Annotated in this window: 17 protein-coding genes; 8 read left to right on the forward strand and 9 right to left on the reverse strand. The window is 34.2% G+C overall.

The genetic code is table 11. The features are described 5' to 3' along the window. Positions 1-28: 28 nt before the first annotated feature. Positions 29-1,006: a Gfo/Idh/MocA family protein gene (locus ACWA1B_RS09805; RefSeq protein ID WP_456906374.1), complete on the reverse strand. Its 978-nt coding sequence runs from the start codon at positions 1,004-1,006 to the stop codon at positions 29-31. A gap of 131 nt (positions 1,007-1,137) precedes the next feature. Between ACWA1B_RS09805 and ACWA1B_RS09810 the strand changes: the two genes are divergently transcribed. The 3 genes from ACWA1B_RS09810 (at position 1,138) to ACWA1B_RS09820 (ending at position 7,147) form a co-directional block, all read left to right on the forward strand. Then, entirely contained in the window at positions 1,138-4,137 is a 3,000-nt protein-coding gene (locus ACWA1B_RS09810) for an amidohydrolase family protein (RefSeq protein ID WP_456906376.1), read from the forward strand. Between the two features lie 37 nt (positions 4,138-4,174). Further along, positions 4,175-5,482, forward strand: a complete 1,308-nt coding sequence (locus tag ACWA1B_RS09815) for an amidohydrolase family protein (protein ID WP_456906378.1) — start codon at positions 4,175-4,177, stop codon at positions 5,480-5,482. A 339-nt stretch (positions 5,483-5,821) separates the two neighbouring features. Then, positions 5,822-7,147 (forward strand): ammonium transporter, encoded by a 1,326-nt coding sequence (locus ACWA1B_RS09820; RefSeq protein WP_456906380.1) that lies wholly within the window; start codon positions 5,822-5,824, stop codon positions 7,145-7,147. A gap of 197 nt (positions 7,148-7,344) precedes the next feature. On the opposite strand, the gene ACWA1B_RS09825 is transcribed toward ACWA1B_RS09820, so the two are convergent. From ACWA1B_RS09825 to ACWA1B_RS09835, 3 genes are all read right to left on the reverse strand, one after another. Further along, a complete protein-coding gene (locus ACWA1B_RS09825; protein ID WP_456906382.1) occupies positions 7,345-9,444 on the reverse strand; it encodes a protein-disulfide reductase DsbD family protein in 2,100 nt (699 codons plus the stop codon). After that, on the reverse strand, positions 9,444-10,754 hold the full coding sequence (gene tilS / locus ACWA1B_RS09830) for a tRNA lysidine(34) synthetase TilS (protein ID WP_456906384.1): 1,311 nt from the start codon (positions 10,752-10,754) through the stop codon (positions 9,444-9,446). The genes ACWA1B_RS09825 and tilS overlap by 1 nt, the downstream gene beginning before the upstream one ends. Before the next feature lie 227 nt (positions 10,755-10,981). After that, positions 10,982-12,268 carry an anthranilate synthase component I family protein gene (locus tag ACWA1B_RS09835; RefSeq protein WP_456906386.1) on the reverse strand — a complete coding sequence of 429 codons (1,287 nt, stop codon included), beginning with the start codon at positions 12,266-12,268 and terminating at the stop codon, positions 10,982-10,984. A gap of 210 nt (positions 12,269-12,478) precedes the next feature. Here ACWA1B_RS09835 and ACWA1B_RS09840 point away from each other — a divergent pair, with 210 nt between their 5' ends. Beyond that, a complete protein-coding gene (locus tag ACWA1B_RS09840) occupies positions 12,479-13,372 on the forward strand; it encodes a DUF4349 domain-containing protein (RefSeq protein ID WP_456906388.1) in 894 nt (297 codons plus the stop codon). 209 nt (positions 13,373-13,581) lie between these two features. After that, a complete protein-coding gene (locus ACWA1B_RS09845) occupies positions 13,582-13,959 on the forward strand; it encodes a DoxX family membrane protein (protein ID WP_456906390.1) in 378 nt (125 codons plus the stop codon). Positions 13,960-14,014: 55 nt separating this feature from the next. On the opposite strand, the gene ACWA1B_RS09850 is transcribed toward ACWA1B_RS09845, so the two are convergent. After that, the gene (locus tag ACWA1B_RS09850; protein WP_456906392.1) at positions 14,015-14,557 is read right to left on the reverse strand and encodes a lipocalin family protein; all 543 of its coding nucleotides are present in this window, start codon (positions 14,555-14,557) and stop codon (positions 14,015-14,017) included. A 185-nt stretch (positions 14,558-14,742) separates the two neighbouring features. On the opposite strand from ACWA1B_RS09850, the gene ACWA1B_RS09855 reads away from it, so the two are divergent. Further along, a complete protein-coding gene (locus tag ACWA1B_RS09855) occupies positions 14,743-15,396 on the forward strand; it encodes a hypothetical protein (RefSeq protein ID WP_456906394.1) in 654 nt (217 codons plus the stop codon). 58 nt (positions 15,397-15,454) lie between these two features. On the opposite strand, the gene lpdA is transcribed toward ACWA1B_RS09855, so the two are convergent. Beyond that, the gene (lpdA, locus tag ACWA1B_RS09860) at positions 15,455-16,858 is read right to left on the reverse strand and encodes a dihydrolipoyl dehydrogenase (protein WP_456906396.1); all 1,404 of its coding nucleotides are present in this window, start codon (positions 16,856-16,858) and stop codon (positions 15,455-15,457) included. Positions 16,859-17,239: 381 nt separating this feature from the next. After that, positions 17,240-17,698, reverse strand: a complete 459-nt coding sequence (locus ACWA1B_RS09865) for an Lrp/AsnC family transcriptional regulator (protein ID WP_456906398.1) — start codon at positions 17,696-17,698, stop codon at positions 17,240-17,242. A 390-nt stretch (positions 17,699-18,088) separates the two neighbouring features. Here ACWA1B_RS09865 and ACWA1B_RS09870 point away from each other — a divergent pair, with 390 nt between their 5' ends. Then, a complete protein-coding gene (locus ACWA1B_RS09870) occupies positions 18,089-19,339 on the forward strand; it encodes an aminotransferase class I/II-fold pyridoxal phosphate-dependent enzyme (RefSeq protein ID WP_456906400.1) in 1,251 nt (416 codons plus the stop codon). Positions 19,340-19,504: 165 nt separating this feature from the next. Here ACWA1B_RS09870 and ACWA1B_RS09875 read toward each other — a convergent pair whose 3' ends face one another. Continuing rightward, on the reverse strand, positions 19,505-21,439 hold the full coding sequence (locus ACWA1B_RS09875) for an amino acid permease (protein WP_456906402.1): 1,935 nt from the start codon (positions 21,437-21,439) through the stop codon (positions 19,505-19,507). A 338-nt stretch (positions 21,440-21,777) separates the two neighbouring features. Here ACWA1B_RS09875 and ACWA1B_RS09880 point away from each other — a divergent pair, with 338 nt between their 5' ends. Then, the gene (locus ACWA1B_RS09880) at positions 21,778-22,935 is read left to right on the forward strand and encodes a Gfo/Idh/MocA family protein (RefSeq protein ID WP_456906403.1); all 1,158 of its coding nucleotides are present in this window, start codon (positions 21,778-21,780) and stop codon (positions 22,933-22,935) included. Between the two features lie 162 nt (positions 22,936-23,097). Here ACWA1B_RS09880 and ACWA1B_RS09885 read toward each other — a convergent pair whose 3' ends face one another. Beyond that, positions 23,098-26,004, reverse strand: a complete 2,907-nt coding sequence (locus tag ACWA1B_RS09885) for an FAD-binding and (Fe-S)-binding domain-containing protein (RefSeq protein WP_456906405.1) — start codon at positions 26,002-26,004, stop codon at positions 23,098-23,100. Positions 26,005-26,033 lie beyond the last annotated feature (29 nt).

Consider the following 26,033-nt stretch of genomic DNA (forward strand, 5'->3'; position numbering starts at 1 on the left):
TAAATATTTTATTACAAATAAATTTAAATTAAAACGACAAATTGATTTGCGTTTTAATCCCCTCCACAATTCTGCTCAAATCCAAGCAATTTTGATGCGACCAAAACTCACTTTCAATTTGATTATTTCGAATACAATTATGACATTCGATAATTTCATGCGAATATCCTTTTCCTAAAACTGGTAAACTGATAACAGCTTCTTTTTCGTCGTTTATAAATAAAGAATATCCATCTGCAACAAACCAAGGTGAATTCAATTCGATTCTTCCTTTACTTCCAGCGATAACCGCTTTCATATCGGAATCAGAAACAATTGAAGCATGCAAAATCGATTGTGCCGATTCATATTGCAAAATCATCGAAGTCTGCAAATCAATATCGTTTTTATGTTTTATCGCTTTTGAAATAATTTCTTTAGGATTTCCTAATAGTATATAGGACAGAAATAATGGATAAACACCAATGTCAAACAATGCGCCTCCTCCCAGTTTTTTATCAAAAAGTCTAAGATTTTCAGTTTCGCTTCCGCGGAAAGCAAAATCTGCATTTATGTATTTTACTTCACCAATTATTCCATTTTCAATTTTCTGCAAAACTTCTTTTACTGACGGAATAAATCGCGTCCAGAAAGCTTCCATAAAAAACTTATTATTCTTTTTTGAAGCTTCAATCATTCGAGTGGCATCGGAATATGAAAGAGCCATAGGTTTTTCGCATAAAACGTGTTTACCACTTTCTAAAGCTCTAATCGATAATTCAGCGTGCGAATCGTGTGGCGTGGCTATGTAAATAATTTCGACTTCTTTATCAGTAAAAATCGTCTCATACGAATCGTAAACTTTTGCACAATTGTATTTTTGAGCAAAATCTTTTGCTTTTTCCAAATCTCTAGAAGCAACCGCAGTCAATTCAACATCTTCTAATAACATTAAATCAGTCGCAACTTGATTGGCTATATTTCCCAGACCAATTATTCCCCATTTTATTTTTTGTAAATTTTTCATAAATGTTCTCTATACACTATACATCAGTGGTTTACCTAAATCTTCATCTAAAATAGATAAAAAACATTTTGAAAAATTAAAACTTATCTAACATATTTTCATATTTTTAGCAACAAATTAGCAAATACCATATGAAAAAAGCCCTACTACTACTCTTTTTGAGCGTTTTTTTAACAAAAACGTATGCTCAAGACTACTTCCCTGTTAATGAAAGTGTGCACAACAAAAGTAAAAATTACACTGTTTTTACGAATGCCACTATTTATGTTACTCCAACTCAAAAAATTGAAAAAGGAACTTTGCTTATCCAAGACGGAAAAGTAGTTTCTGTTGGAACCAATATTGTAATTCCTAAAAACAGCATCACAATTGATCTGACAGGAAAAACAATTTACCCATCATTTATTGATATTTATACCAGTTTTGGAATCGAAAAACCAAAAGGAAATATGACTCCAGGACGCAGCCGTAATCCTCTTTACGATACAAAAAGAACTGGTTTTTACTGGAACGAAAGTGTAAGACCTGAAGTAAATGGTTATGAAACTTTTAAATATGATCAGCCAAAAGCTGATGAATTTTTGAAAGCTGGTTTTGGTGTTGTTGGAACTCACGTACCTGACGGAATTGCTCAGGGATCTGGAGCTCTTGTTGCATTAAACAACGAAAACAACTCAAAACAAATCATTTCAAACAAATTAACAAATCACTTTGCTTTTACAAAAAGTGCGTTGACAAATCAACAATATCCAAGTTCTTTAATGGGTATGATGGCTTTGCTTCGTCAAATGTATCTTGACTTAGATTGGTACAAAAAAGGAAATTCTGAAACTAAAGATTTATCGTTAGAAGCATTAGCAAACAATGAAAAACTTGTTCAGATTTTTGCAACAGAAGACAAATTGAACAGTTTAAGAGCTTCAAAAATTGCAAAAGAATTTGGTTTAAACTACGTTTTAAAAGGAAGCGGAAATGAATTCGAAAGAATTGAAGAAATTAAAGGAACAAATGCAAAATTTATTATTCCGATAAGTTTCCCAGATGCTTACGATGTTTCAAATCCGTATTTATCAAACCAAATTGAATTGGCCGATATGCGTTTCTGGAATCAGGCGCCAACGAACTTAAAAGTGCTTTCTGAAAACGGAATTGTTTTTGCTTTGACAACTGATAAATTAAAAAAGATCGAAGATTTCAAACCTAATTTATTAAAAGCGATAAAATATGGTTTTGATAAAACAAAAGCTTTAGAAGCACTAACTACTATTCCTGCGGCTATTTTAGGAAAAAGCGACGAAGTAGGAAGCTTGAAAACAGGAAGTTATGCAAATTTCATTATTACTTCTGGAGAAGTTTTTGACGAGAAAACGGTTTTATATGAAAACTGGGTTCAAGGAAGCAAATTTGTTGTGAATGATATCAATGCGAAAGATATTCGCGGAAATTATGACTTGACTGTTGGAAAAGATACTTACAAATGGAAAATTGACGGAACTGCCGATGCTCAGAAATCAGAAATCACAACTGCTGATGCTAAGAAGGTAAAAAGCACTTTTTCTATCGCAAAAAATTGGGTTTCTCTTGTAATCAAACCTGCTGATACTATTAAATCAAACTTTGCTCGTTTAACTGGATTCATTGAAAAAACGGATGCTTTATCTGGAAAAGCGGTTTTGGCAAACGGAGATGAATTGGTTTGGAATGCAGTAAAAACAAGTCCGTTTGTTGCTGTAAAAGATACTTTAAAACCAGAAAAGCCAAATCATGTAATGCCTGTAACGTATCCAAACGTTGCTTTTGGTGATACTAAAAAACAAACTGCTCAGACTTTATTATTCAAAAATGCGACAGTTTGGACAAATGAAAAAGAAGGGATTTTGACAGAAGCTGACGTTTTGATCAAAAACGGAAAAATTGCTGCAGTTGGAAAAAATCTATCAGATGCATCTGCAACTGTGATTGATGCCAAAGGAAAACATATTACAAGCGGTATTATTGACGAGCATTCGCACATCGCGATTTCTAAAGGTGTAAACGAAAGTGGACACAACTCAACTGCCGAGGTTACCATTCAGGATGTTGTAAACTCTGAAGACATTAATATTTATAGAGATTTAGCCGGAGGTGTTACAATTTCGCAATTATTACACGGTTCTGCCAACCCAATTGGCGGTCGTTCTGCAATTGTAAAATGGAAGTGGGGTTCTGCTGCAGATGAAATGTTATATAAAAATCAGCCTAAATTTATCAAATTTGCTTTGGGTGAAAACGTAAAACAAGCAAACTGGGGAATTGACAATCCAACTCGTTTCCCTCAGACAAGAATGGGAGTTGAACAAGTTTTTACAGATTATTTCCAATTAGCAAAAGAATATGACGAAAACTGGAAAAAATTCAATGCTGGAAATAAAAAAGGAAAAGCTCCAAGAGTAGATTTAGAATTACAAACTCTTGCTGAAATTTTAAATAAAGAGCGTTTCATTACTTGTCACTCTTATGTAGAATCTGAAATTTTAAATTTGATGAATGTTGCTGAGAAATTCAACTTTAGAGTGAACACTTTCACGCACATTCTAGAAGGTTACAAAGTGGCTGACAAAATGAAAGAACACGGTGTTGGCGCTTCAACATTCTCTGACTGGTGGGCTTATAAATTTGAGGTTAATGATGCCATTCCGTACAACGGGCCAATTATGCACAACGAAGGTGTAGTTGTTGCTTACAACTCTGATGATGCTGAAATGTCTCGAAGATTAAACCAAGAAGCTGCAAAAGCAGTAAAATACGGAAACGTATCTGAAGAAGATGCCTGGAAATTTGTCACTTTAAATCCTGCGAAATTATTACACATTGATGATAAAGTAGGAAGTTTAAAAGTCGGTAAAGATGCCGATGTTGTTTTATGGAGCGAAAATCCATTGTCTATTTATGCTAAAGCTGAAAAAACAATTATTGAAGGTGTAGTTTATTTTGATATCGAAAAAGATGCTCAAAAACAATTGGCCATCACTAAAGAAAGAAATGAATTAATTGGACAAATGCTGCAGGAAAAAAACAAAGGAAACAGCACTCAGGCGCCAACAAGAAAAGAGAAAAGAGAATATCACTGTGATACTTTAGAACAGTTATAAAAGCTTTAGAAAATTCATAATGATAAAAAGAGACAACATGATAAATAAAAACATATATAAATTGCTGTTATTATTTTGTGCTTCTGTACAAATAAATGCGCAGCAAATTCCGGCACCAAAGCAATCAAAATCGGTTTTGATTTTAAATGCTACTGCGCACTTGGGGAATGGAAAAGTGATTCAAAACAGCGCGATTGGTTTTAAAGACGGAAAAATTACTTTAGTAGCCGATGCAACAACAATCAGACTTGCCGCTGATGCTTATGACACGACAATTGATGCAGCTGGAAAGCATGTTTATCCAGGATTTATTGCCGCAAATACAACTTTAGGATTAGTTGAAATTGATGCAGTAAAATCATCTGATGACGAGGAAGAAATTGGAACTTTTAACCCGAATGTTAGAAGTATTATTGCTTATAACTCTGAATCGAAAGTAGTTGAAACGGTTCGTCCAAATGGCGTTTTAGTGGCTCAGATTACACCACGAGGCGGAACAATTTCTGGGACTTCATCAATTGTACAATTAGATGCATGGAGCTGGAAAGATGCCATTTTAAAAGAAAATGACGGAATCCATTTGAATTTCCCATCTAGTTTTAAAAGATCTGGATCTTGGTTTGAGCCAGGTGTTATTGAGCCAAACAAAGATTATCCAAAACAGGCGGAAGAAATCAATGCATTTTTGATCAATGCAAAAGCATATAATCAAACAACGCCAAAAGAAAGAAACATCGTTCTGGAAGCTACAAAAGGTTTATTTGACGGAACTCAAACTCTTTACATTCATGCCGATGAAGAAAAGCAAATTGTAGATGCAATTCAATTGGCTGCAGACAATCAAATCAAAAATGTTGTAATCGTTGGTGGATTTGAAGCTTACAAAGCAACGGCACAATTATCAAAATACAATGTGGGAGTTCTTTTAAGACGTGTACACGATATGCCAACAAGTGCTGACCAAGATGTAAATCTGCCTTATAAAATGGCAAAAATACTTACTGATAAAGGGATTGTTGTTGGTTTAGAAAACAGCGGTGATCATGAGCGTATGAGTGTGAGAAACTTGCCTTTCTTAGCGGGAACTTGTGCAGCTTTTGGTTTAGATAAAGAAGTTGCCGTACAGTTGATTACGCTAAATACAGCAAAATTATTAGGAGTTGATGCAACTTGCGGAACTTTGGAAACAGGCAAAGATGCTACTTTATTTATATCTGAAGGAGATGCTTTAGATATGAGAACAAATAAATTGACAACTGCTTTTATTCAGGGTAGAAACATTAATTTGGATACTTTTCAAAACAAACTGAACAGAAAATTTAAAGAAAAGTTCGGTCAGAAATAATTCGATTTTTTTAATATAAAAAGGCATCATTTGAAATATTCATTTGATGCCTTTTTTATTTAAAACAAAACAATTTGAACAACACATTGAATAATTTGAATAGAAAAAATCATTATTTTAAGAATAATAGTATCTTTTTTTCATCAGAAACTGCACAAATGACAACTTTTACCCATTTCAAGATTAATAAATTGTAATATTTAAGTCTTTTTTAAGATATACACGCAAAATTTAGGGGGTCAAATTTTAAAATTAACAAAAATTAAACAATAGACTCTATTTTTTATAGGGGTGTCGAATGATTTTATACTTTTATAAAAAATTTAAAACTAAATAACTATGCGAAAAATTATTTTAAGTGTGATCCTCATCACGATTTTGTTACTATCTATTTTTTCTATCTCATTTGTTACTGAATCAAAAACATTAGGCGCTCATGTTGTTGAATTAAAATTAGACACGGGTGATACAGCATGGATGGTTGTTGCTACGGCATTTGTATTATTAATGACTCCTGGATTAGGATTTTTCTATGGCGGTATGGTAGGCAAGAAAAACGTAATCAGCACAATGCTTCAAAGTTTCATGGCAATGGTAATTGTTACAGTTCTTTGGGTAGTAATCGGATTCGGATTATGTTTTGGTCCATCTATAGGCGGTTTCATTGGAGATCCTTCTTCAAATATATTTTTTCAGGGCGTAAGCGCAAATACCGCTTGGGAATTAGCACCAACAATTCCTATGATTCTTTTTGCTTTATTCCAGGCAAAATTCGCAATCATTACTCCAGCATTGATTACAGGAGCTTTTGCAGAACGTGTACGTTTCTGGGCTTACTTATTATTCATGGTTTTATTTATCTTATTCATATACGCTCCATTATGTCACATGACTTGGCATCCTGACGGATTGTTCTTTGGATGGGGAGTTCTTGACTTCGCTGGTGGTACTGTAGTACACATGAGTGCTGGATGGGCTGCTTTGGCTGGAGCAATCTTCTTAGGAAAACGTAAAGTTCAAAAAGTAAATCCTGCAAGAATCACTTATGTATTATTAGGTACAGGTTTATTATGGTTCGGATGGTTTGGTTTCAATGCAGGTTCTGCAGTTGGAGCTGGAAGTCTTGCTGCTCAAGCTTTAGGAACAACTACAATCGCTGCTGCTTCTGCTGCTATGGCTTGGGTTTTCCTTGATAAAATATTAGGACACAAATTATCTGCAATGGGAGCTTGTATTGGTGCTGTAGTTGGTTTAGTTGCTATTACTCCTGCTGCTGGTTTCGTAAGCATCCCTCACGCATTAGCAATTGGTATTATCGCCGCAGTAATCAGTAATATTGTGGTTAGCAAATTCCCTAAAGGAAAAATCGACGATGCACTTGACGTATTTGCTTGTCATGGTGTTGGTGGTATGGTAGGAATGTTATTAACTGGTGTTTTTGCTTCTAATAGTGTAAACTCTATAGTTGGAAAAAACCAAGGATTAATTTTCGGTGACGCTACTTTATTCTTAATACAATTAAAAGCATTAGTTATCGTGTCAATCTTTGCTTTTGCTGCTTCTTATGCATTGTTCTTCATTGTAAACAAAATTACTCCACTAAGAGTTACTGAAGAAAAAGAAGAATTAGGATTAGACATCTCTCAACACGGAGAATACTTATAATAAAAAGAATTTCCTCTTTTTGCCTTTATAAAAAATCCCTCTAAGTTTAACTTAGAGGGATTTTTGTTTGAATTAATATCAACTATTAGTCTTAGTAATTAGTTCTTAGTGATTAGTCACTTTGTTTAGTTTAAACTTTTAACTCCATAAGATTATAAAGGAAAAAACTAAGGCTAATTCTAAGAACTAAAAAAAACTTATTTAAAATTCGCAATTCCTTCTTTCAACCATTGCAAATATTCTGCGGTACTTACGTAACTAATAGTTGGTTTAGAAGTATGCAGGTTATTGCCTTCTAAATCCGTGATAACATACAAAGGCTGCGTATTGGTTTTATATTTTGAAATCATAAAATCAGTCCATTTATCTCCTACTGTAATGATTTCATCTCCAGCTTTCGTAACATATTGTTCGTTTTTAGGAAGTTCTCTTTTATCATCAACATATAACGAAATCAAAACAACATCATTTTTTAATATTGGTAAAACCGATGGATCTGACCAAACATTGTTTTCCATTTTTCTGCAGTTTACACATGCATAACCTGTAAAATCAAGCATTATTGGTTTGTTGATTTCTTTCGCGTATGCTAAACCATCTTCGTAATCATGAAAAACCATTATTCCGTGTGGGCCTAATTCTGCGCCATCAGGAAGCCCTTTTATTGATTCTGTGCTTCCTACTGAATTCCCTGAACCTCCAACTCCAAACGGACTTTCGCTATATTGCGGCGGCGGCGGAAAAGCGCTAATTAATTTTAAAGGCGCTCCCCAAAGTCCCGGAATCATGTAAATTGTAAAACTTAAAACAAGCAATCCCAATGATAACCTTCCAACCGAAATATGATGGGTTGGACTATCATGTGGTAATGTAATTTTTCCGAATAAATAGAATGCAAGAGCTCCAAAAATTGCAATCCAAATCGCTAAGAAAACTTCTCTTTCTAAAAAATGCAATTGTAAAACCAAATCGGCATTTGATAAGAATTTGAATGCTAAAGCCAATTCTAAAAATCCTAAAACAACTTTTACAGTATTTAACCATCCACCAGATTTTGGCAATGAATTCAACCATCCCGGAAACATTGCAAACAACATAAACGGAAGAGCCAATGCAGAAGAAAAACCTAACATTCCAATAATTGGTGCGATTCCTCCATTTGAAGCAGCTTCAACTAATAATGTTCCTACGATTGGTCCTGTACATGAAAATGATACTATTGCCAAAGCCAAAGCCATGAACAATATTCCAATCAAACCTCCTTTATCTGCCTGTTGATCGGCTTTGTTTGCCCATGAATTTGGAAGCATAATTTCGAAGGCTCCTAAAAATGAAACAGCAAAAACGACCAAAATCACGAAGAAAATAAGATTGAACCAAACATCTGTCGATAATGCATTTAAAGCATCTGCACCAAATATTTTAGTAACAATTAGCCCTAAAATTACATAGATTGCAATGATTGATAATCCGTAAATTATAGCATTTCTAATACCTTTTGCTCTGCTTTTACTTTGTTTAGTAAAAAAACTTACCGTCATAGGAATCATCGGGAAAACACAAGGTGTAAACAAGGCCGCAAAACCACCTAAAAAAGCCAGGAAAAAGATAGACCACAAACTTCTAGACGGTGCCGGTGCAGGCATATCTTCTTTCGAAATTGGTTCTTCTATATTCGATTTTACTACCTGAACTTTTGCTGTATCTGCTGCTTTTGCAATTGTATCTACTGCAATTCCAGCTATTTTTGTCTCATCCTTTTTCGCTTCTGTTATTGCTGGAACTGCATCCATATTGAAAGTTGACGGAGTCGCAATTGAGAATTTTTTGTTCGAATTGATGCAGACTTCTTTACAAACCTGAAAATCAAATTCTACATCAACTGTTTTTAAATTTGGGTTGACAATCTTTATTTCCTGTTCGATGTGTGCTTTTCCTTCAAAGAAAGTTTCATTTACGCCAAAAACGTCATTAAAAGCCGTTCTGGTTTTTCCTTCCTTTGCTTTTCCAACTAATTCGTAATTTCCTTTTTGATTTTTGAATGCAATTTCAAGCGCAAGCGGTCCGCCTTCTGGTGTAAATTGCGAGTACATATGCCAATCTTTTTCAATTGTTCCATCAAAAATTAATACGGCATTGTTTCCTGATTTTTTTTCAATTTTTGAAGTCCATTTTACTGGTTCTAAAACCTGAGCATTACTTTTTGCAAATGAAAAAATAAAAAACAGTAAAAATAAAAGAGATCTGCTCCAGTAGTTTTTTGGCATTATCGCTTGGCGGTATTGATTAAAGTTCATTATTGTAGTTCTATTTTAAGTATATTATTTGTGGTATTTTCAATTTTAAATCGTTCGTCTTGCCTGATTCCGACAACCCATACAATTTGATTATCTGAACATAAAATCCATGTTTTTTCTTTTTCGATCAGAGAAAGTTTTTCATCTTTAAAAAGCTTGCTCACTTTTTTTGACTTTCCCTGCATTCCAAAAGGATGAAAAACATCTCCTTCATTCCATCTACGTAAAATCAAAGGAAACTGGATTTTTTCGGCGTCCACAAAGATAGCTTTATTTGAATCTATTGTAATGTCATCTACCTGACAAAGCTTCAAATTTAAGGGAAAATTAACTTCTGTGTCTTCCTTATTAATTTCAAATTCTTCGTCATTAGGTTCATACGAAATTGGACTCAAAATCAAGGTTTCTCTGTTTTTAAGCAATCTGAATTCTTCTGAAAGCACTTGTTTTCCAGATTGTCCGTTTACCAAATCGTAAATATCATTCCATGCCGTGAAATCAAATTCATTTAGCCATTGGTACAAATACGATTTATAATTTGGTAATTTTTTCAGCTGATTTAAATCGAAATGTATATCTTCTCCTTCTTCTTTCGCAACCTGCTGATAAATCATAATTGATGCATCTTCAGTCATTTCCTGCGATTCCCGTAAATACACTTGTGTCTTCTGAAAAGCATTCAAAAAGTTGGGATTGATTTCTTTTAAAATCGGAACTAAATCGTGTCGAATTTTATTTCGCAGATATTTATTCGAAGCATTACTGCTGTCCTCGCGCCATTCAATATTATTTTCTTCGGCGTATTTCAGAATTTCTTCTCTTGAAAAAGGCAAAAGCGGACGAATTATTTTATCATTTTGTTCCGGAATTCCGGTTAATCCATCTAATCCAGTTCCTCGGGTTAAATTGATAATGAAGGTTTCCAAATTATCATCGGCATGATGCGCTGTTAGAATATAATCGAAATTTTCTTCTTCCAAAAGCTCATAAAACCAGCTATATCGAAGTTCTCTCGCAGCAACTTGTATCGATAATTTATAATCTTCAGCAAAAGCTTTTGTGTCAAATTGTGTGGTAAAAAACGGAATGTTATTTTGCTTGCAGTAATTCTGAATAAACTCCTGATCACCAAAACTTTCTATTCCGCGAAGCTGAAAATTACAATGCAATACAGCAATTTCGTAAGGGAGTTTTTTCAATAAATGCAGTAAAACCATACTATCTAATCCGCCACTAACAGCCAGAAAAAGCTTTTTTTCTGCTAAAAATGGAAATCTGGAAATGATATGATTTTGAAAGTTTGAAAACATTTGATAAATGTAAAGAATTAAACTTTATCTATTTTTAAATGAAATGTTAAGCCTAATATTTTCTTTTTCACGAATTGCGCTAATATTTTCTCACGCAGATTTTGCAGATTAAGCTGATTTTTTTTACCCTTGAAAAGATTTACGCAGATTTTATTTATTCCTAAATTCAAATTAAATCTGCTCAATCTGCCAAATCTGCGTGAAACAAAAAAAACATTTTCAATCCTTTATTGCAAAACTTCGTGCATTGCCTTAGCTTTCAACAAACATTCTTCGTATTCTTTTTCTGGAATTGAAAGCGATGTTATGGCGCTACCAACAGAAAATGAAACATATTTATTTTCCTGATTATACAAAATACTTCGGATCACGACGTTAAAATCAAAATCGCCTTCGGGAGTAAAATATCCAACTGCTCCACTATACAAACCTCGTTTAGTTTCTTCCAAATTTTCAATGATTTTCATTACCGAAATCTTTGGCGCACCGGTCATGCTTCCCATTGGGAAAGTTGTTTTTAAAACATCAACTGGCGAATATTGATTGTGTAATTTTGAAGTGATTGTCGAAATCATTTGATGCACCTGCAAAAACGAATAGATTTTGCAAAGTTCTGCAACCTCAACCGAACCTTTTTGTGCAGTGTGCGAAAGGTCGTTCCGAACCAAATCGGTAATCATGATGTTTTCGGCGCGTTCTTTTGCATCGTTTTCTAAAAAATATTTTGATTTTTCATCTTCTGCAGAATCAATAAAACGTTTTGAAGTTCCTTTTATAGGCTGAGAAATTATTTTTTCTCCCATTTTTTTCAAATATCTTTCGGGAGAAGCTGACAGCAAATATTGCTTGTTATTTCTAAAGAAAACCGAAAATGGCGCTTGTGAAATAGCATTCAATTTCTGAAATTTTTCTAATGGATTTATTAACGCATTTTCCGCAAAAAATTCCATGCAAAAATTAGCTTCATACATATCGCCTTTGTGAATATGCTCAAGCATTTTTGTCACTTTTTCAACATATAATTCTTTTGAAATTCGCTGTTGCACTTCGACTCCGCTCAGTGTGACAAAAGAATCATTCTGAATATCCACAATTTCATTAAAATCATCTTCAAGCTCGTCATCACAAAGCAATAAATACTGAATTTCAAGCTGATTTTCTTTTAATAAAAATATTTTTTTTGGCTGAAAGAAAAATAAATCCGGAAAATCAAGTCCGTCAAAATTATCCGATTTTAAATCCTCGATATCATTTTTTAAATCATAAGAAAGATATCCAAAAAGCCAATCTTTTGTTGTTTGCTGATATTGTTTTAAATCTTCAAAAGCATTTTGGAAATCCGTTTTTACCGACGTAAAAGCATCAACAGCCAGCAGACAGTCAAAACTTGAATATTCCTGAGGATATGAATTGCTGTCCAGAAAAACAATCTCACGAAACTGTTGCGACCAAGTTAAAAGTTGCTGTTTGAATTGTTCTGGATGGGAAATATGTTTATGAATAGAAACTCTCAAAGAAGTATAAATTTTAAGCTTCAAAATTACGACAAAAAAAATCCTTCAATAAAATAAACCAAAAAAATATTGGCACACTTTTTAGTATATCGATTTTAACACTAATTCATAAAATTCGCCATTTGATTAAAAACTACTCTAAAATTTTAACAACAAACCGTATTTACATGGTGTAAACACTTTATTTATTAATCAAATTTTAAAAATTTTATGAAAACAACTGCAAAATTAGGTTTGACTACCTTAATTCTTATTCTAGTATTATTTTCTTGTAAAAAAGCAGATTACGCCACGAGTGAAACTTCGGCAGATACTGCCGCAATGGACAGTACTGCAATTTCATCATCGGCAGCGGTCGAAAAAAAAGACAGCAAACAGAAATTTATACGAACCGCTGATATCAAGTTTAAGGTTAAAAATGTCGTCAAATCTACTTATGCAATTGAAAATGCTGTTCAAAAATTTGGTGGATTTGTGACTTATACCAATCTACAAAGTAATATTCATGATCAGATTAAGACTAAAATCAGTCTGGACAGCACTTTAGAAACTACAAAATATTCGGTAGAAAATAATATCACAATTCGCGTTCCTAACACACAGCTGGATACAGTAATAAAATCCATTGCCAAACAAATCGATTTTTTAGATTTTAGAGTGATCAAAGCTGATGATGTTTCTTTGCGAATGTTAGCCAATCAGCTTTCGCAAAAAAGAAATAGCGTTACTGAAAAAAGAGTCGAAAATGCAATTGATTCAAAAGGAAAAAAAATCAATGATATTGTAGAGGCAGAAAATACACTAGCAAATAAAAAAGAAGAAAAAGACAATCGCATTATCGAAAACTTGTCTTTGCAGGACCAAGTTAATTTCAGTACTATTACTTTACTACTTTATCAAAATGAAACGATAAGACAGGAAATTACAGCAAGCGAAAAAGATAATGCTGCCTACAAGCCAAATTTAGGAATCCAAACAATTGACGCTTTAAAAAGCGGTTGGTACATTTTAGAGTCAATTTTGATTTTCTTTATTAATCTTTGGCCGGTTATTTTAATAAGCATTGGCGGGTTTTTCCTTTACAAAAAATATCTCAAGAAATAAGAAAAGTGTTAATAAAACAGCAATTTAATAATGAAAAAATCGTTATATTTGATATAGATTTCAATTAATCCCAAAACAAGGTCTGATCAATTGAAAAATCCTCAATAAAACAGCGTTTAAATACCAAATCTGTTTATGAGAAATTTATATTAGACGATTTCCAAGCACATTATTTATATTTTTTAACTTATTTAAAAATCCTAAGTATTATGAAAATTGCTACTACTATTGTCCGTGTTTTAATTGGTCTTTTGCTTCTTTTTGCTTCTATTAGTTTTTTCTTTCACTTAATGCCTGCAGAACCAGCAACCAATAATGATTTTAAAGCCTTCAACACAGGTTTAATGGCTTCTACTTATTTAATGCCCTTGGCTAAATCAATTGAATTGCTTTGCGGAATTGCATTTGTAACAGGACGTTATGTAACATTAGCTAATATTTTGATCTTGCCAATTACTGTAAATATCTTGTTCATCAATTATTTCCTTACACCAGAAGGTCTTCCGATTGCCGGACTGTTATTTTTAGGCAACTTATTTTTGATTTACAGATATTGGGATAATTACAAAAGTGTTTTTACAGCTTAATTTATTCTTCATTAAAATAAAAAACCCAGCACCTTTTAAAGTGCTGGGTTTTCTTTTAATTTCTTTTGTCATGTTTTACCCAGATAAGATCTGAAATTTTATAGCCGATATCTTGTGCTTTGATTAAAAAATCAGCTTTTACACTTTCAGGAATACTCGTTTCTCTGGAAAGAATCCACATGTATTTTAAACTTTCGCCTACAACAAGAGCATATTTATAATCCTGATCTACTGCGATAACATTGTACCCAGCATAAAAAGGACCAAAAAATGAGACCCTAAGCATACCAATATCGTCTTTTTTGACAAACTTGGCTTTCCCGATGCTTTCTTCCCACTTGTCTTTTTTGACATCATAGCCCCTGTTATCTACCTTTATAGTACCATTATCATTCAGCGAATATTCGGCGGTGACATTTATTAAATCTTTTTCCCATTTATAATCTAACCTTGCAATTTCATACCATTTTCCTAAATATTTTGCCTTGTCAAAATTAGTGACAGCAACAGCTTTTTTAGGAATAGTAGAACCACAGGAATAAAGTACAGCTGCAATTCCAGCTCCAAGAAGAATTGGAGCGATATATTTATTTTTCATAATGTTATCTTTTTAATTATCATAAAGATAGCATCTGAAATACACATCTAATTTACAAAATTTTTCTGAAACTTTATATTTTTTAGCTATTAAAAATAATGTGGATAAAAAGAAAAAAAATCGCACGTATTTTAGGATAATGTGTTCAAAAAGCTAAATTTGGAGAATTAATTTAGCCCCTAAAAATGAAAATAAATTTATTGCTGATTTTCCTATTTTGCTCTTCTTTTTCGAGATCACAATCTGTCCAGGCAGTTGATTCTTTAAATGTTGAAATATGCAAATCATTAGTTCAAAATAAGAATTTGGACAATGAAATAAGAATGAATACAATAGAAAAATCTCATATATACCCGTACTTATCGAGATTTAATGACACAATAATTCAAAAAAAAATATTTACTCAGATTTATTATAGATTACTAAAAAATTGTGGTGAATTTAAAACTCTTTTTCCTCCTCAACCATTCTCAAATGATTATTCTGAACAAAATAAAGAACCACTAATTAATATATCTAAAGAACAATGCAATCATTTTGACAAAATTTCAAAATACTATTATATTGAAGCAGGAGGCAAAAAAGTAGAAGTAACTTTAAGTGATAATTTATGGGTTGAAAAATTTGAAGACAATACTTATTCAAAATTGTATTTTAGAAAAAAAAATAATTGTCAATTTGAATTAGAATTTATTGAAAGTAATAACGTTTCGCGAGGGAACCTAAGTGTGAAGGGTGAAAAATATCTTTATAAGATATTTAACGAAGAAAATGAGACTTATAGTGTCTATTTAAAAAACAAAGAAACTTATTATATTTTTAAAATAATAAAGCAATAAAAAAAAACGTCAGAAAAGTTTCTGACGTTTTTTTTTAAAATATGATTTACGTAAAAAATTATACGTGAATGGCTCTGTTTTCTGTTGCTGCCAATGCGGCTTCTTTTACCGCTTCCGCGAAAGTTGGATGTGCGTGGCTCATTCTTGAAATATCTTCAGCAGAAGCTTTGAATTCCATTGCAGTAACCGCTTCAGCAATTAAATCAGCTGTACGAGCACCAATCATGTGAACTCCTAAAACCTCATCTGTTTTTTCGTCAGCAAGGATTTTTACGAATCCGTCTAAGTCAGCACTTGCTCTTGCACGTCCTAACGCTTTGAATGGGAAACTTCCAGATTTGTAAGCAACTCCTGCCGCTTTCAATTGCTCTTCAGTTTGTCCAACTGCGGCAACTTCCGGCCAAGTGTAAACTACACCAGGAATTAAATTATAATCAATATGTGGTTTTTGACCCGCTAAGATTTCAGCAACCATAGTTCCTTCTTCCTCTGCTTTGTGCGCCAACATTGCGCCACGAACAACATCTCCAATAGCGTAAATATTTGGAACATTAGTTTGTAAATGATCATTTACCTCAACTTGTCCTCGGTCTGAAATTTTAACTCCGGCTTTGTCAGCGTTTAATCCGTCTGTATAAGGACGACGACCAACAGAAACTAATGAATAATCTCCTTCAAGAGTGATAGTTTCTCCTTTTGCATTTTCAGCCTGAACAACCACAGCATCGCCGTTTCTTTCAACTGATTTTACTTTGTGAGAAACATAGAATTTCATTCCTTGTTTTTTCAATACTTTAGTCAATTCCTTAGAAAGAGAACCGTCCATTCCTGGAATGATTCTGTCCATGAATTCCACTACAGAAACCTGAGCTCCTAAACGTAAGTAAACTTGTCCAAGCTCGATTCCGATAACTCCTCCACCAATGATAACTAGGTGTTTTGGAACTTCTTTTAAAGCCAAAGCTTCAGTAGAAGTGATGATTCTTTCTTTATCAATTTTGATGAATGGTAAAGAAGATGGTTTTGATCCTGTAGCGATTACAGTATATTTTGCTTCAATCGTTTCTGAAGTTCCATCCGCTTTTGCAACTGCAATGTGCGTTGCGTCTACGAAAGAACCTAAACCATTGAAAACAGTAATTTTATTTTTATCCATTAAGTAGTTGATTCCACCTACGGTTTGATCTACAACGGCTTGTTTGCGCGCGATCATTTTCTCTAAATTGATTTTTACATCTCCAGAAACTTCGATTCCGTGATCTGCAAAATGAGCAATTTCAGCATAATGATGAGAAGAAGATAATAATGCTTTTGAAGGAATACAACCTACGTTAAGGCAAGTTCCACCCAATGAATTATATTTTTCTACAATTGCAGTTTTGAAACCTAATTGTGCGCAACGAATTGCTGATACATATCCTCCAGGACCTGAACCTATAATGACTACGTCAAATGAACTCATAGTATTTTGTTTTTATTTTAGCGGTTACAAAATTAAGGAATAAAGTTCTGTTTGAAGTTTAATTTCCAATGTTTTTTGCGTGAAATTTTGGGCTGTAGTTTTACCGCAAAGAGCGCTAAGAATTACGCGAAGGCCGCTAAGTTTTTTGTTTTTAATCACGCAATCCCGATAGTTATCGGGAGCAGAGGCGCAAAGTTTTTTTTTAAGAATAGATTGTTGCGTGCTATTTGTCATTTCGACGAAGGAGAAATCTCCATGACAAGCTCTACAAAGATTGGGCTCACATTGTGGAGTTACTTGCGAGGATTTCTCCTTCGTCGAAATGACAAAAATGAGAATAAAAAACCTTTGCCCCTTTGTCACTCTGTAACTTTGAACCTCTTAGAACGAAATCACCGTCGAATTCTTCACTTCACTAATCATAAACATACTTTGGGTACTTCCAATATGTTGCAATGAAGTTAATTTGGTTACTAAAAATTCACGATAAGCTTCCATATCTTTTACTAGGACTTTCAAAATATAATCGTAATCACCGCTTACGTGATGACATTCTAAAACTTCATGTAGTTTTATGACTTCACTTTCAAATTTGGTTAGGAATTCTTTTGTATGCTGAATGAGTTTTAAATGACAGAAAACAACAAATCCTTTTTCAATTTTGGATTTATCGACTAAGGCGACGTAGTTTTTAATTATTCCTTCTCTTTCTAACTTTTTGATTCGTTCGTAAACTGCTGTTACAGAAAGATCAAGTTTTAAGGATAGTTCTTTGGTTGTTTTTTTACTATTGGTTTGAAGTAAAACCAAGAGTTTTTTATCTGTTGCGTCTAAAGTCATTTTGTCAAATTTGCGAGATGAAAGAAAATCTATTGATTGGGTTTTCTTAATTCAAATTTAGATTAAAAATCATTATAAATATACATTTATAGTTTTAAAATCTAAATATTTACTTTTTAGTTGATTAATTTTCTTATTAGATCTTATTTTGAACAAGATTTCTCTTGAAAACGAGTGCCCTAGCCCAGATTGAAGTGGAAAGCCCGGAGTAAAAAAGGCAAAAGTTTCTTGTTCTAAAAAAGCGACCAACGGAAGCTCTTTTTAGAACATTAGAAACTTTGTATTTTTTATGAGGACTTGAAACGGAAAGCTGGAATTGCTTCTAAAATTTAGATTCAATGCACTAATAACTTGAAACATGAAACAAATAAAAACTTTAAACTAACTAATATGAAAAACTTCAACCCAGCAGATAAAATTCAGGATTTGCAGTACTTTGGTGAATTTGGCGGTGTGAATCCGTCGATTTCAGATTCTTCGACTTATACTTTTCTTTCCGCTAAAACTATGTTTGATACTTTCGAAGGAAACATGGAAGGCTGTTATTTATATTCGCGTCATTCGTCACCAAGTAATTTATATTTGGATCAGGCTTTGGCAGCGATGGAAGGAACAGAAACAGCAAACGTTTCGGCTTCGGGAATGGGAGCGATTACGCCTACTTTATTACAATTGTGCGGCGCTGGCGATCACATTGTTTCAAGCCGAACTATTTATGGCGGAACTTATGCTTTCCTTAAAAACTTCACACCAAGATTCGGGATTGAAACGAGCTTTGTAGATATTACTAAATTAGATGTTGTTGAAGCTGCGATAACACCAAAAACGAAAGTTTTGTATTGTGAAACGGTTAGTAATCCGCTATTAGAAGTTGCTGATATTGCTGGTTTGGCTAAAATTGCTAAAAGACATAATTTGAAATTGGTTGTAGATAACACGTTTTCTCCTTTATCAGTTTCGCCTGCAAAATTAGGTGCTGATATTGTAATTCATAGTTTGACAAAATACATTAACGGAAGCAGCGACACGGTTGGCGGTGTAACTTGTGCATCAAAAGAATTTATTAATTCGCTGAAAAATGTAAATTCCGGGGCAAGTATGCTTTTGGGACCAACGATGGATAGTTTGCGTTCGGCAAGTGTTATGAAAAATCTTCGTACACTTCATATTAGAATTAAACAGCATAGTCATAATGCACATTTTCTTGCGGATCAATTTGAGAAAGACGGTTTAAAAACGGTTTATCCGGGATTAAAAAGCCACCCAAGTCATGAATTGTACAAAACGATGATTAATCCGGAATATGGTTTTGGAGGAATGTTGACGATTGATGTTGGCACTTTGGAAAAAGCCAATGAATTAATGGAATTGATGCAGGAAAGAAATCTAGGATATTTAGCGGTGAGTTTAGGTTTTTATAAAACACTTTTCAGCGCGCCGGGAACTTCTACTTCGAGTGAAATTCCGTTAGAAGAACAAAAAGAAATGGGATTAACAGATGGTTTGATTCGTTTTTCTATTGGTTTGGATAATGATATTGATCGTACTTACGAAATGATGAAGGCTTGTATGGTTGAGCTTGGGATTTTAAAGGGTTCATTTCGCGGAGATTCACAGAGCGTTTTCGCAGAGGTTCGCTAAGATTTCTCTCTCGCAGATTTGGCTGATTATGCTGATTATTGTAGAAATCTAAAAAAAATCTGGTAGACCTGCACAATCTGCGCGAGAAAATTTGAGTGAATTTTATATGAAAAAGCCGTTCTGAAATTATTCTCAGAACGGCTTTTCACATATAACTTTTTACTTTTAACTCACAACTTGAGTATTTAGTTTACTATTTTTTCTGCTGTAAGTAAAGTAAATAAATAGTCCAATCAATAACCAAACTGTAAAATAAATCCAGTTCCAAACGCTTAATTCGGCCATCATATAAAGACAGCAGATTAATCCTAAAAGCGGAATTAAAGAAAGGTTTTTTCTGAATGCCCAAACCGCTAATCCAACTAAAACGAATAAGAAGATCCACATCGGGATTTTGTGTTTAAATAAACTAAATCCTGACTCATATTTTGCTGAATCATTAATTGGCAATCCTTTTACAACTTCAACATATTTAGTTTCGTCGTCTTGATATTGTCCTAATAAATGTTCTAAATCTGAAGTTTCGGCTGTTTTATTATTTACTTCTATGCTTTTTAAATAATTAAATACCTTTTCAGATTCCGTTTTATCTAAAGAAGTTACAATCGAAGTCGCATCGTAAATCTGAGGTTCATTATTGATAAAAGCCATTGTTGCTTTATTGTTGAAAGCAAAAGCATAATACAATCCAGCGATTATTAAAACTGGCAAAATAAATTTAGCATTAATATAAGGCGTTTTGAATTTTCCTCTCGGAATCTCAGGTTTGTTTTGTAGAACCAAAACTCCTGCACAAACTAAAACAAAGGCAAATAAAGTTCCGATACTGCATAAATCGGTTACCATTGTCAGGTTTAAAAATAATGCTGGAACTGCTACTACAAAACCTGTTACGATTGTTGCAAAAGAAGGAGTTTTAAATTTTGGGTGAACCGTAGAAAATTTCTTTGGCAACAAACCATCACGGCTCATACTCATCCAGATACGAGGTTGTCCCATTTGAAAAACCAATAAAACGCTCGCCATCGCCACTACCGCACTTACGGCAATAATTCCTGACATCCATTTTAAGTTTAATTTATCGAAGACAAAAGCTAACGGATCTCCAACATTTAATTCGTGATATTTTACCATTCCGGTTAAAACCAAGGCAATAGCAATATAAAGAATAGTACAAATAATAATTGCCCACATCATTCCGCGTGGTAAATCGCGCTGTGGATTTTTACATTCTTCGGCAGTTGTCGAAATCGCATCAAAACCAATATAAGCAAAGAAAACAGCTGATACTCCTTTTAAAACTCCTCCAACTCCATTTGGAGCAAATGGATCCCAATTTGCAGTATCTACATAAAATACTCCAACAGCAATTACTAAAAGCACCACGCAAAGTTTTACAACAACCATTAAATTACTGGCGTTACGAGATTCTTTCATTCCTCTGTAAACCAAAGCTGTAATCAAAATAATGATAAACAAAGCCGGAATATCTGTTACAAAATGGAAAGAACCAATTGTTGGCGCCGTTGTCCAGGCGGTATGCGCCTGTTGTAAAGCTGTACTTAAATTTTCGAAAGATTTTCCGCCTCGCATTAAAGCTTCTGCATCATTAAATCCGTTTGAAGCGGTTAGATAATCCATCTGAATCCATTGCGGTAAATGAATTCCGCCACTTTGGAGCAGTCCGGTAAAATAATCACTCCACGATATCGCCACGGTAATATTCCCGACGGCGTATTCCATGATTAATGCCCAACCGATAATCCATGCAATTATTTCTCCAAAAGCAACATAAGAATACGTATAAGCACTTCCTGAAACCGGAACCATCGAAGCAAATTCGGCATAAGCAAAAGCGGCAAAACTACAAGCCAAAGCTGTAAACAAAAACAAGAAAATAACAGCTGGTCCACCATCTGCACTTGCTTTTCCGATTGTGCTAAAAATTCCCGCTCCAACAATAGCCGCTATTCCAAAAGCAGTTAAATCTTTAGTAGTCAAATGTTTTCCCAGTGCATTATGACCATCTGATTCATTCTGAGCAACTTGCTTCAAAATATCCTGTACTGTTTTCTTTCGGAATAAACTTGAAAATGCCATATATGTTTTTTACTATTATAAATTAATTTATATCGGTCTTTGTGGTTTTATTTTGCAAATAATGCAAAAATTATCCTGATTTCAAATATATAAAACCATTTTGTTTTTTCTCAATATATTTTGCTGATAGATTTCGCAGATTGAAGAAATTTATTCTGATTTTTTTTTTGATTTTCAATTTTATAATTTATCGATAATCATTAGGAGCAAATCATCGTATTTTTAACATTTATTTCAAAAATTAAACAACAAAAAGGCATTCGCAACATCATAAAATGTAACATTTTAAGAAGACAGCACACTTATCATTTTAAACAATTTAATTTAAAGGTAAATTTATGGAAAAAATTTCAAGACGTTCTTTTGTAAATAAATTTGGAATGGGAGTTGGCGCTTCGGTTGTCGTGACTTCACTTCCATCTTTTTTAACCGCTGCAGAAACCAATCAACATTCTTATACCGGCAAAAAATTAAACGTCGCATTATGCGGTTTAGGAAATTATGCCTCTAGGGTGGCACAAGGAATTCTGGCTTCTGAATATTGCACTCTGGCCGGAATAATAACCGGTACGCCCGAAAAAGCGGCAAGATGGAAAAGTCAATATAATATTCCAGAAAAAAATATCTACAATTATCAAAACTTCGATGAAATTGCAAAAAACAAAGACATTGATTTAGTGTACGTTATAACACCAAATGGTCTCCATAAAGAATTTACGATTCGCGCGGCAAAAGCCGGAAAACATGTCATTACCGAAAAACCGATGGCAATTTCTATTCAGGACTGCAAAGAAATGATAAAAGCCTGCAATGATAATAATGTACAATTGGCAATTGGGTATCGTTTACATTATGAACCAACTCATCTTGAAATTAAACGTTTAGGACAAGAGAAAGTTTTTGGGCAGGTTCGTTATATTGAAGCATCGCTTGGTTACAAAATTCATGATCCGCTTGATACCAAAAGCACTATCGATTTCAATGACCGAAACGAATGGAGACTTAACAAAAAATTATCTGGAGGTGGTCCACTAATGGATTTAGGAGTTTATTGCATTCAGGCAAGTCGTTATGTTTTAGGCGAAGAACCGATTGCAGTTACAGCACAATTCGGAAAAATATATAACAAACAAATTTTTTCTGAAACTGAGGAAAGTATTTCCTGGCAAATGGAATTCCCAAGTGGAGCAACTGCAAATTGCAACACAACTGTAGCTTATGATGTTGATCGATTTTATGCTTCCGCAGATGAAGGTTCGTTTGAATTAAGTCCGGCTTTGAGTTACGGTCCTTTTGAAGGAAAAACATCTAAAGGCCCGCTAAAATTTCCTGTTATCAACCAACAGCAGACACAAATGGATGAAATCGCGAAATTACTATTAGAAAACAAAAAACTTCCAAATCACATTACCGGCGAAGAAGGTCTTAAAGACATTAAAGTCATCAATGCAATTTATAAAGCCGCAGAAACCGGGAAGAAGATTGCAGTAGTTTAAATTTTCTCTCGCAGATTTAGCAGATATAGCGGATTTTGCTTAATCTATTAAAGATTTAAACAGATTTAAAAAATAAAATCTGAACAATCTGCCAAATCTGCGAGAGAAACAAAAAATCTTTGCGTTCTTCGCGTAATTCCTTGCGTTCTTTGCTGTTAAACTTTACTTCAAACAACTTCTCAAAATACTAACCGGATGCTGTGCTTCACGTTTTGTTCCATCATAAATTTGATGACGACAGCTTGTTCCTGCAGCAGCGATTTTTACATTTTCGGCGGTGTTGCGCACTTTAGGAAAAAGCGTGTCTTCTCCCATTTGCATGCTCACTTTATAATGTTCTTTTTCATAACCAAAAGAACCTGCCATTCCACAGCAGCCCGAATTGTAAATCGTAACCGTATTATTTTTAGGCAAATTTAGCATAGCAAAAGTTGCTTCTACAGAACTCAATGACTTTTGATGACAATGCCCGTGAATTTTAATTTCTTTTGTTTCTTCAGAAAAGGAATCCGGTGTTATTTTTCCGTCGATGATTTCCTTTTTGAAGAATTCTTCAATTGTGAAGGCATTTTGCGAAATCCTTTCTGCATTTTCTTTATCCGATGCCAATCGTAAATATTCATCTCTAAAAGTCAAAATTGCAGAAGGTTCAATTCCGATTAATGGCGCTTTCGCGGAAATTAAATCTTTGAATATATTAATATTGATATTGGTTATCTTTTTCGCTTCTTCTAAAAATCCTTTTGATAAATATGTTCGACCGCTTTCTTCATGATTTACGATTAAAACTTCATAACCTAATTTCGTCAATAATTCAAAAGCATCGATTCCGATATTGACGTCATAATAATTGGTAAATTCATCAACAAACAAATACAATTGTCCGTTTGGAAAATCGGCGTTTTTAGGTTTATTATTTTCATACCATTTTCTAAAAGTCTTTTTTGCCAAAAGTGGAACCTGTCTTTCGGGCGCAATTCCCATTGTTTTTTTCACCAGAGATTGATTCGAAATAAAATTCGTAATCGACGGGAATTTGCTTCCCATTTTGTTCAATTTGGCGTTGTTGGCAAAAATCTTGTTTCTGGTCGAAAATCCATTTGCTTTTTGGTATTGGTATAAAAATTCGGCTTTCAAAGTCGCAACGTCAACATTACTCGGACATTCGCTGGCGCAGGCTTTACAGCTTACACACAACTCAAAAACTTCGTATAATTCTTTCTGATCAAATTTGTTTTCTTTTTCAGAATAGGTCAAATATTCTCTTAAAGCATTTGCTCTGGCACGAGTCGTTTCTTTCTCGTTTCGCGTCGCACGATAACTCGGACACATTGCTCCTCCTGCCGATGGCATTTTTCTACAATCGCCGGAACCGTTGCATTTTTCGGCGGCACGCAAAATCCCTAAACTGTCTGAAAAATCCTGAAACGTCTTAATATCCGGTTCTACTCTTCCCGAAATAACACGATGATTTTCATCCATTTTCAAGGCATTAACAATCTTTCCGATATTCAAAACCGAATTCGGGTCAAACGCTAATTTGATTCTTTTGAGCAATTCGTAATTCTTCTCGCCAATCATAAACGGAATAAACTCGCCACGCACAATTCCGTCGCCATGTTCACCACTTAACGAACCTCTGTATTTTTTTACCAAATGCGCTACATCGGTCGCAATGGTTCTGAATAATTTTAAATCTTCCGTTTTCTTCAAATTCAAAACCGGACGCAAATGCAATTCTCCCGCACCGGCATGCGCGTAATAAATCGCTTCCTGTCCGTGGCTTAACATCATTGCCGAAAACTCCGCAATATATGCTGGCAAATCGCTTAATTCTACAGCTGTATCTTCAATAGAATCGGCTGCTTTATTGTCGCCAACGATGCTTCCTAAAAGTCCGAGTCCTGCTTTTCTCAATTCATTCGCTTTATCAATATCAGGACCGTAAATTTTTACGAGCGCGTAACCAAAATTGTTTTTCTCTAAATCGGCAATTAAAGCATTTGCCTGATTTTCGGCATCTTCAAGCGTGTTCGACGCCACTTCAAAAAGCATAATCGCTTTGGGTTCTCCAACCAAAAAGAAACGGTTTTTAATGTGTTCACGATTCGTTTTCGTACAATCTAAAATCGTGTCGTCGATCATTTCGCAAGTGTACAAATGATGTTTCATCGCCACGACAACAGATTCCAAAGATTCCTGAATTGTGTGATAATGTGCCACCACCATAATACTATGAGGCGGAGGTACATCATCTACTTTTAAAGTGATTTCAGTTGTAAAAGCGAGAGTTCCTTCGCTTCCGCAAAGTAATTTCCCTAAGTTTATTGTAGGTTCTGTTCCGCCAAATAATTCTGATCTTAGCAAAATATCAACGGCATAACCTGTATTTCGTCTGTGGATTTCCGGTTTCGGGAACTCTTTTATAATTTCTTCCTGATTTTCTTTTACCGAAAGTTCGTCGTAAACACTTTTGTAAATTTTATTTTCTAAAGAATCTCCTTTGGTTTTCTCAATAAATTCCGCTGAAGTCAATTCGCCAAAAGCCACTTCCGATCCATCACTTAAAATCGCTTTTACCTCAGCAATTTTATCACGCGTAACACCATAACGAATCGAAGTTGTTCCTGAAGAATTATTTCCCACCATTCCGCCAATCATCGCACGATTAGAAGTTGAAGTGATTGGTGCAAAAAATACACCGTGAGGTTTTAAATATAAATTCAACTCATCGCGAATAACGCCGGGCTGAACGGTAACCGTTTTTTTCTCGGCATCGTAACCTAATATTTTGGTGAAATGTTTCGAAACATCAATCACAAGTCCGTCGCCAACGGCTTGTCCGGCAAGTGAAGTTCCTGCAGTTCTTGGCGTAACCGAAATATGGTGTTCGCCCGCAAACCGAATTAACCTGCTGATATCTGCCGTAGATTTAGGCAAAGCCACCACATTTGGCCGAATCCGGTACACCGATGCATCTGTCGAGTAAAGTGTTTTATGAAGATCATCGTATAAAAGTGTGCCCTCGAGTTCGCCGGCTAATTGCTCTAAATCTTTAAGTTGTAACATTATTGCTGATTTTTGCTTTTCTTTTGAAT

The organism is Flavobacterium xizangense, assembly GCF_054075145.1.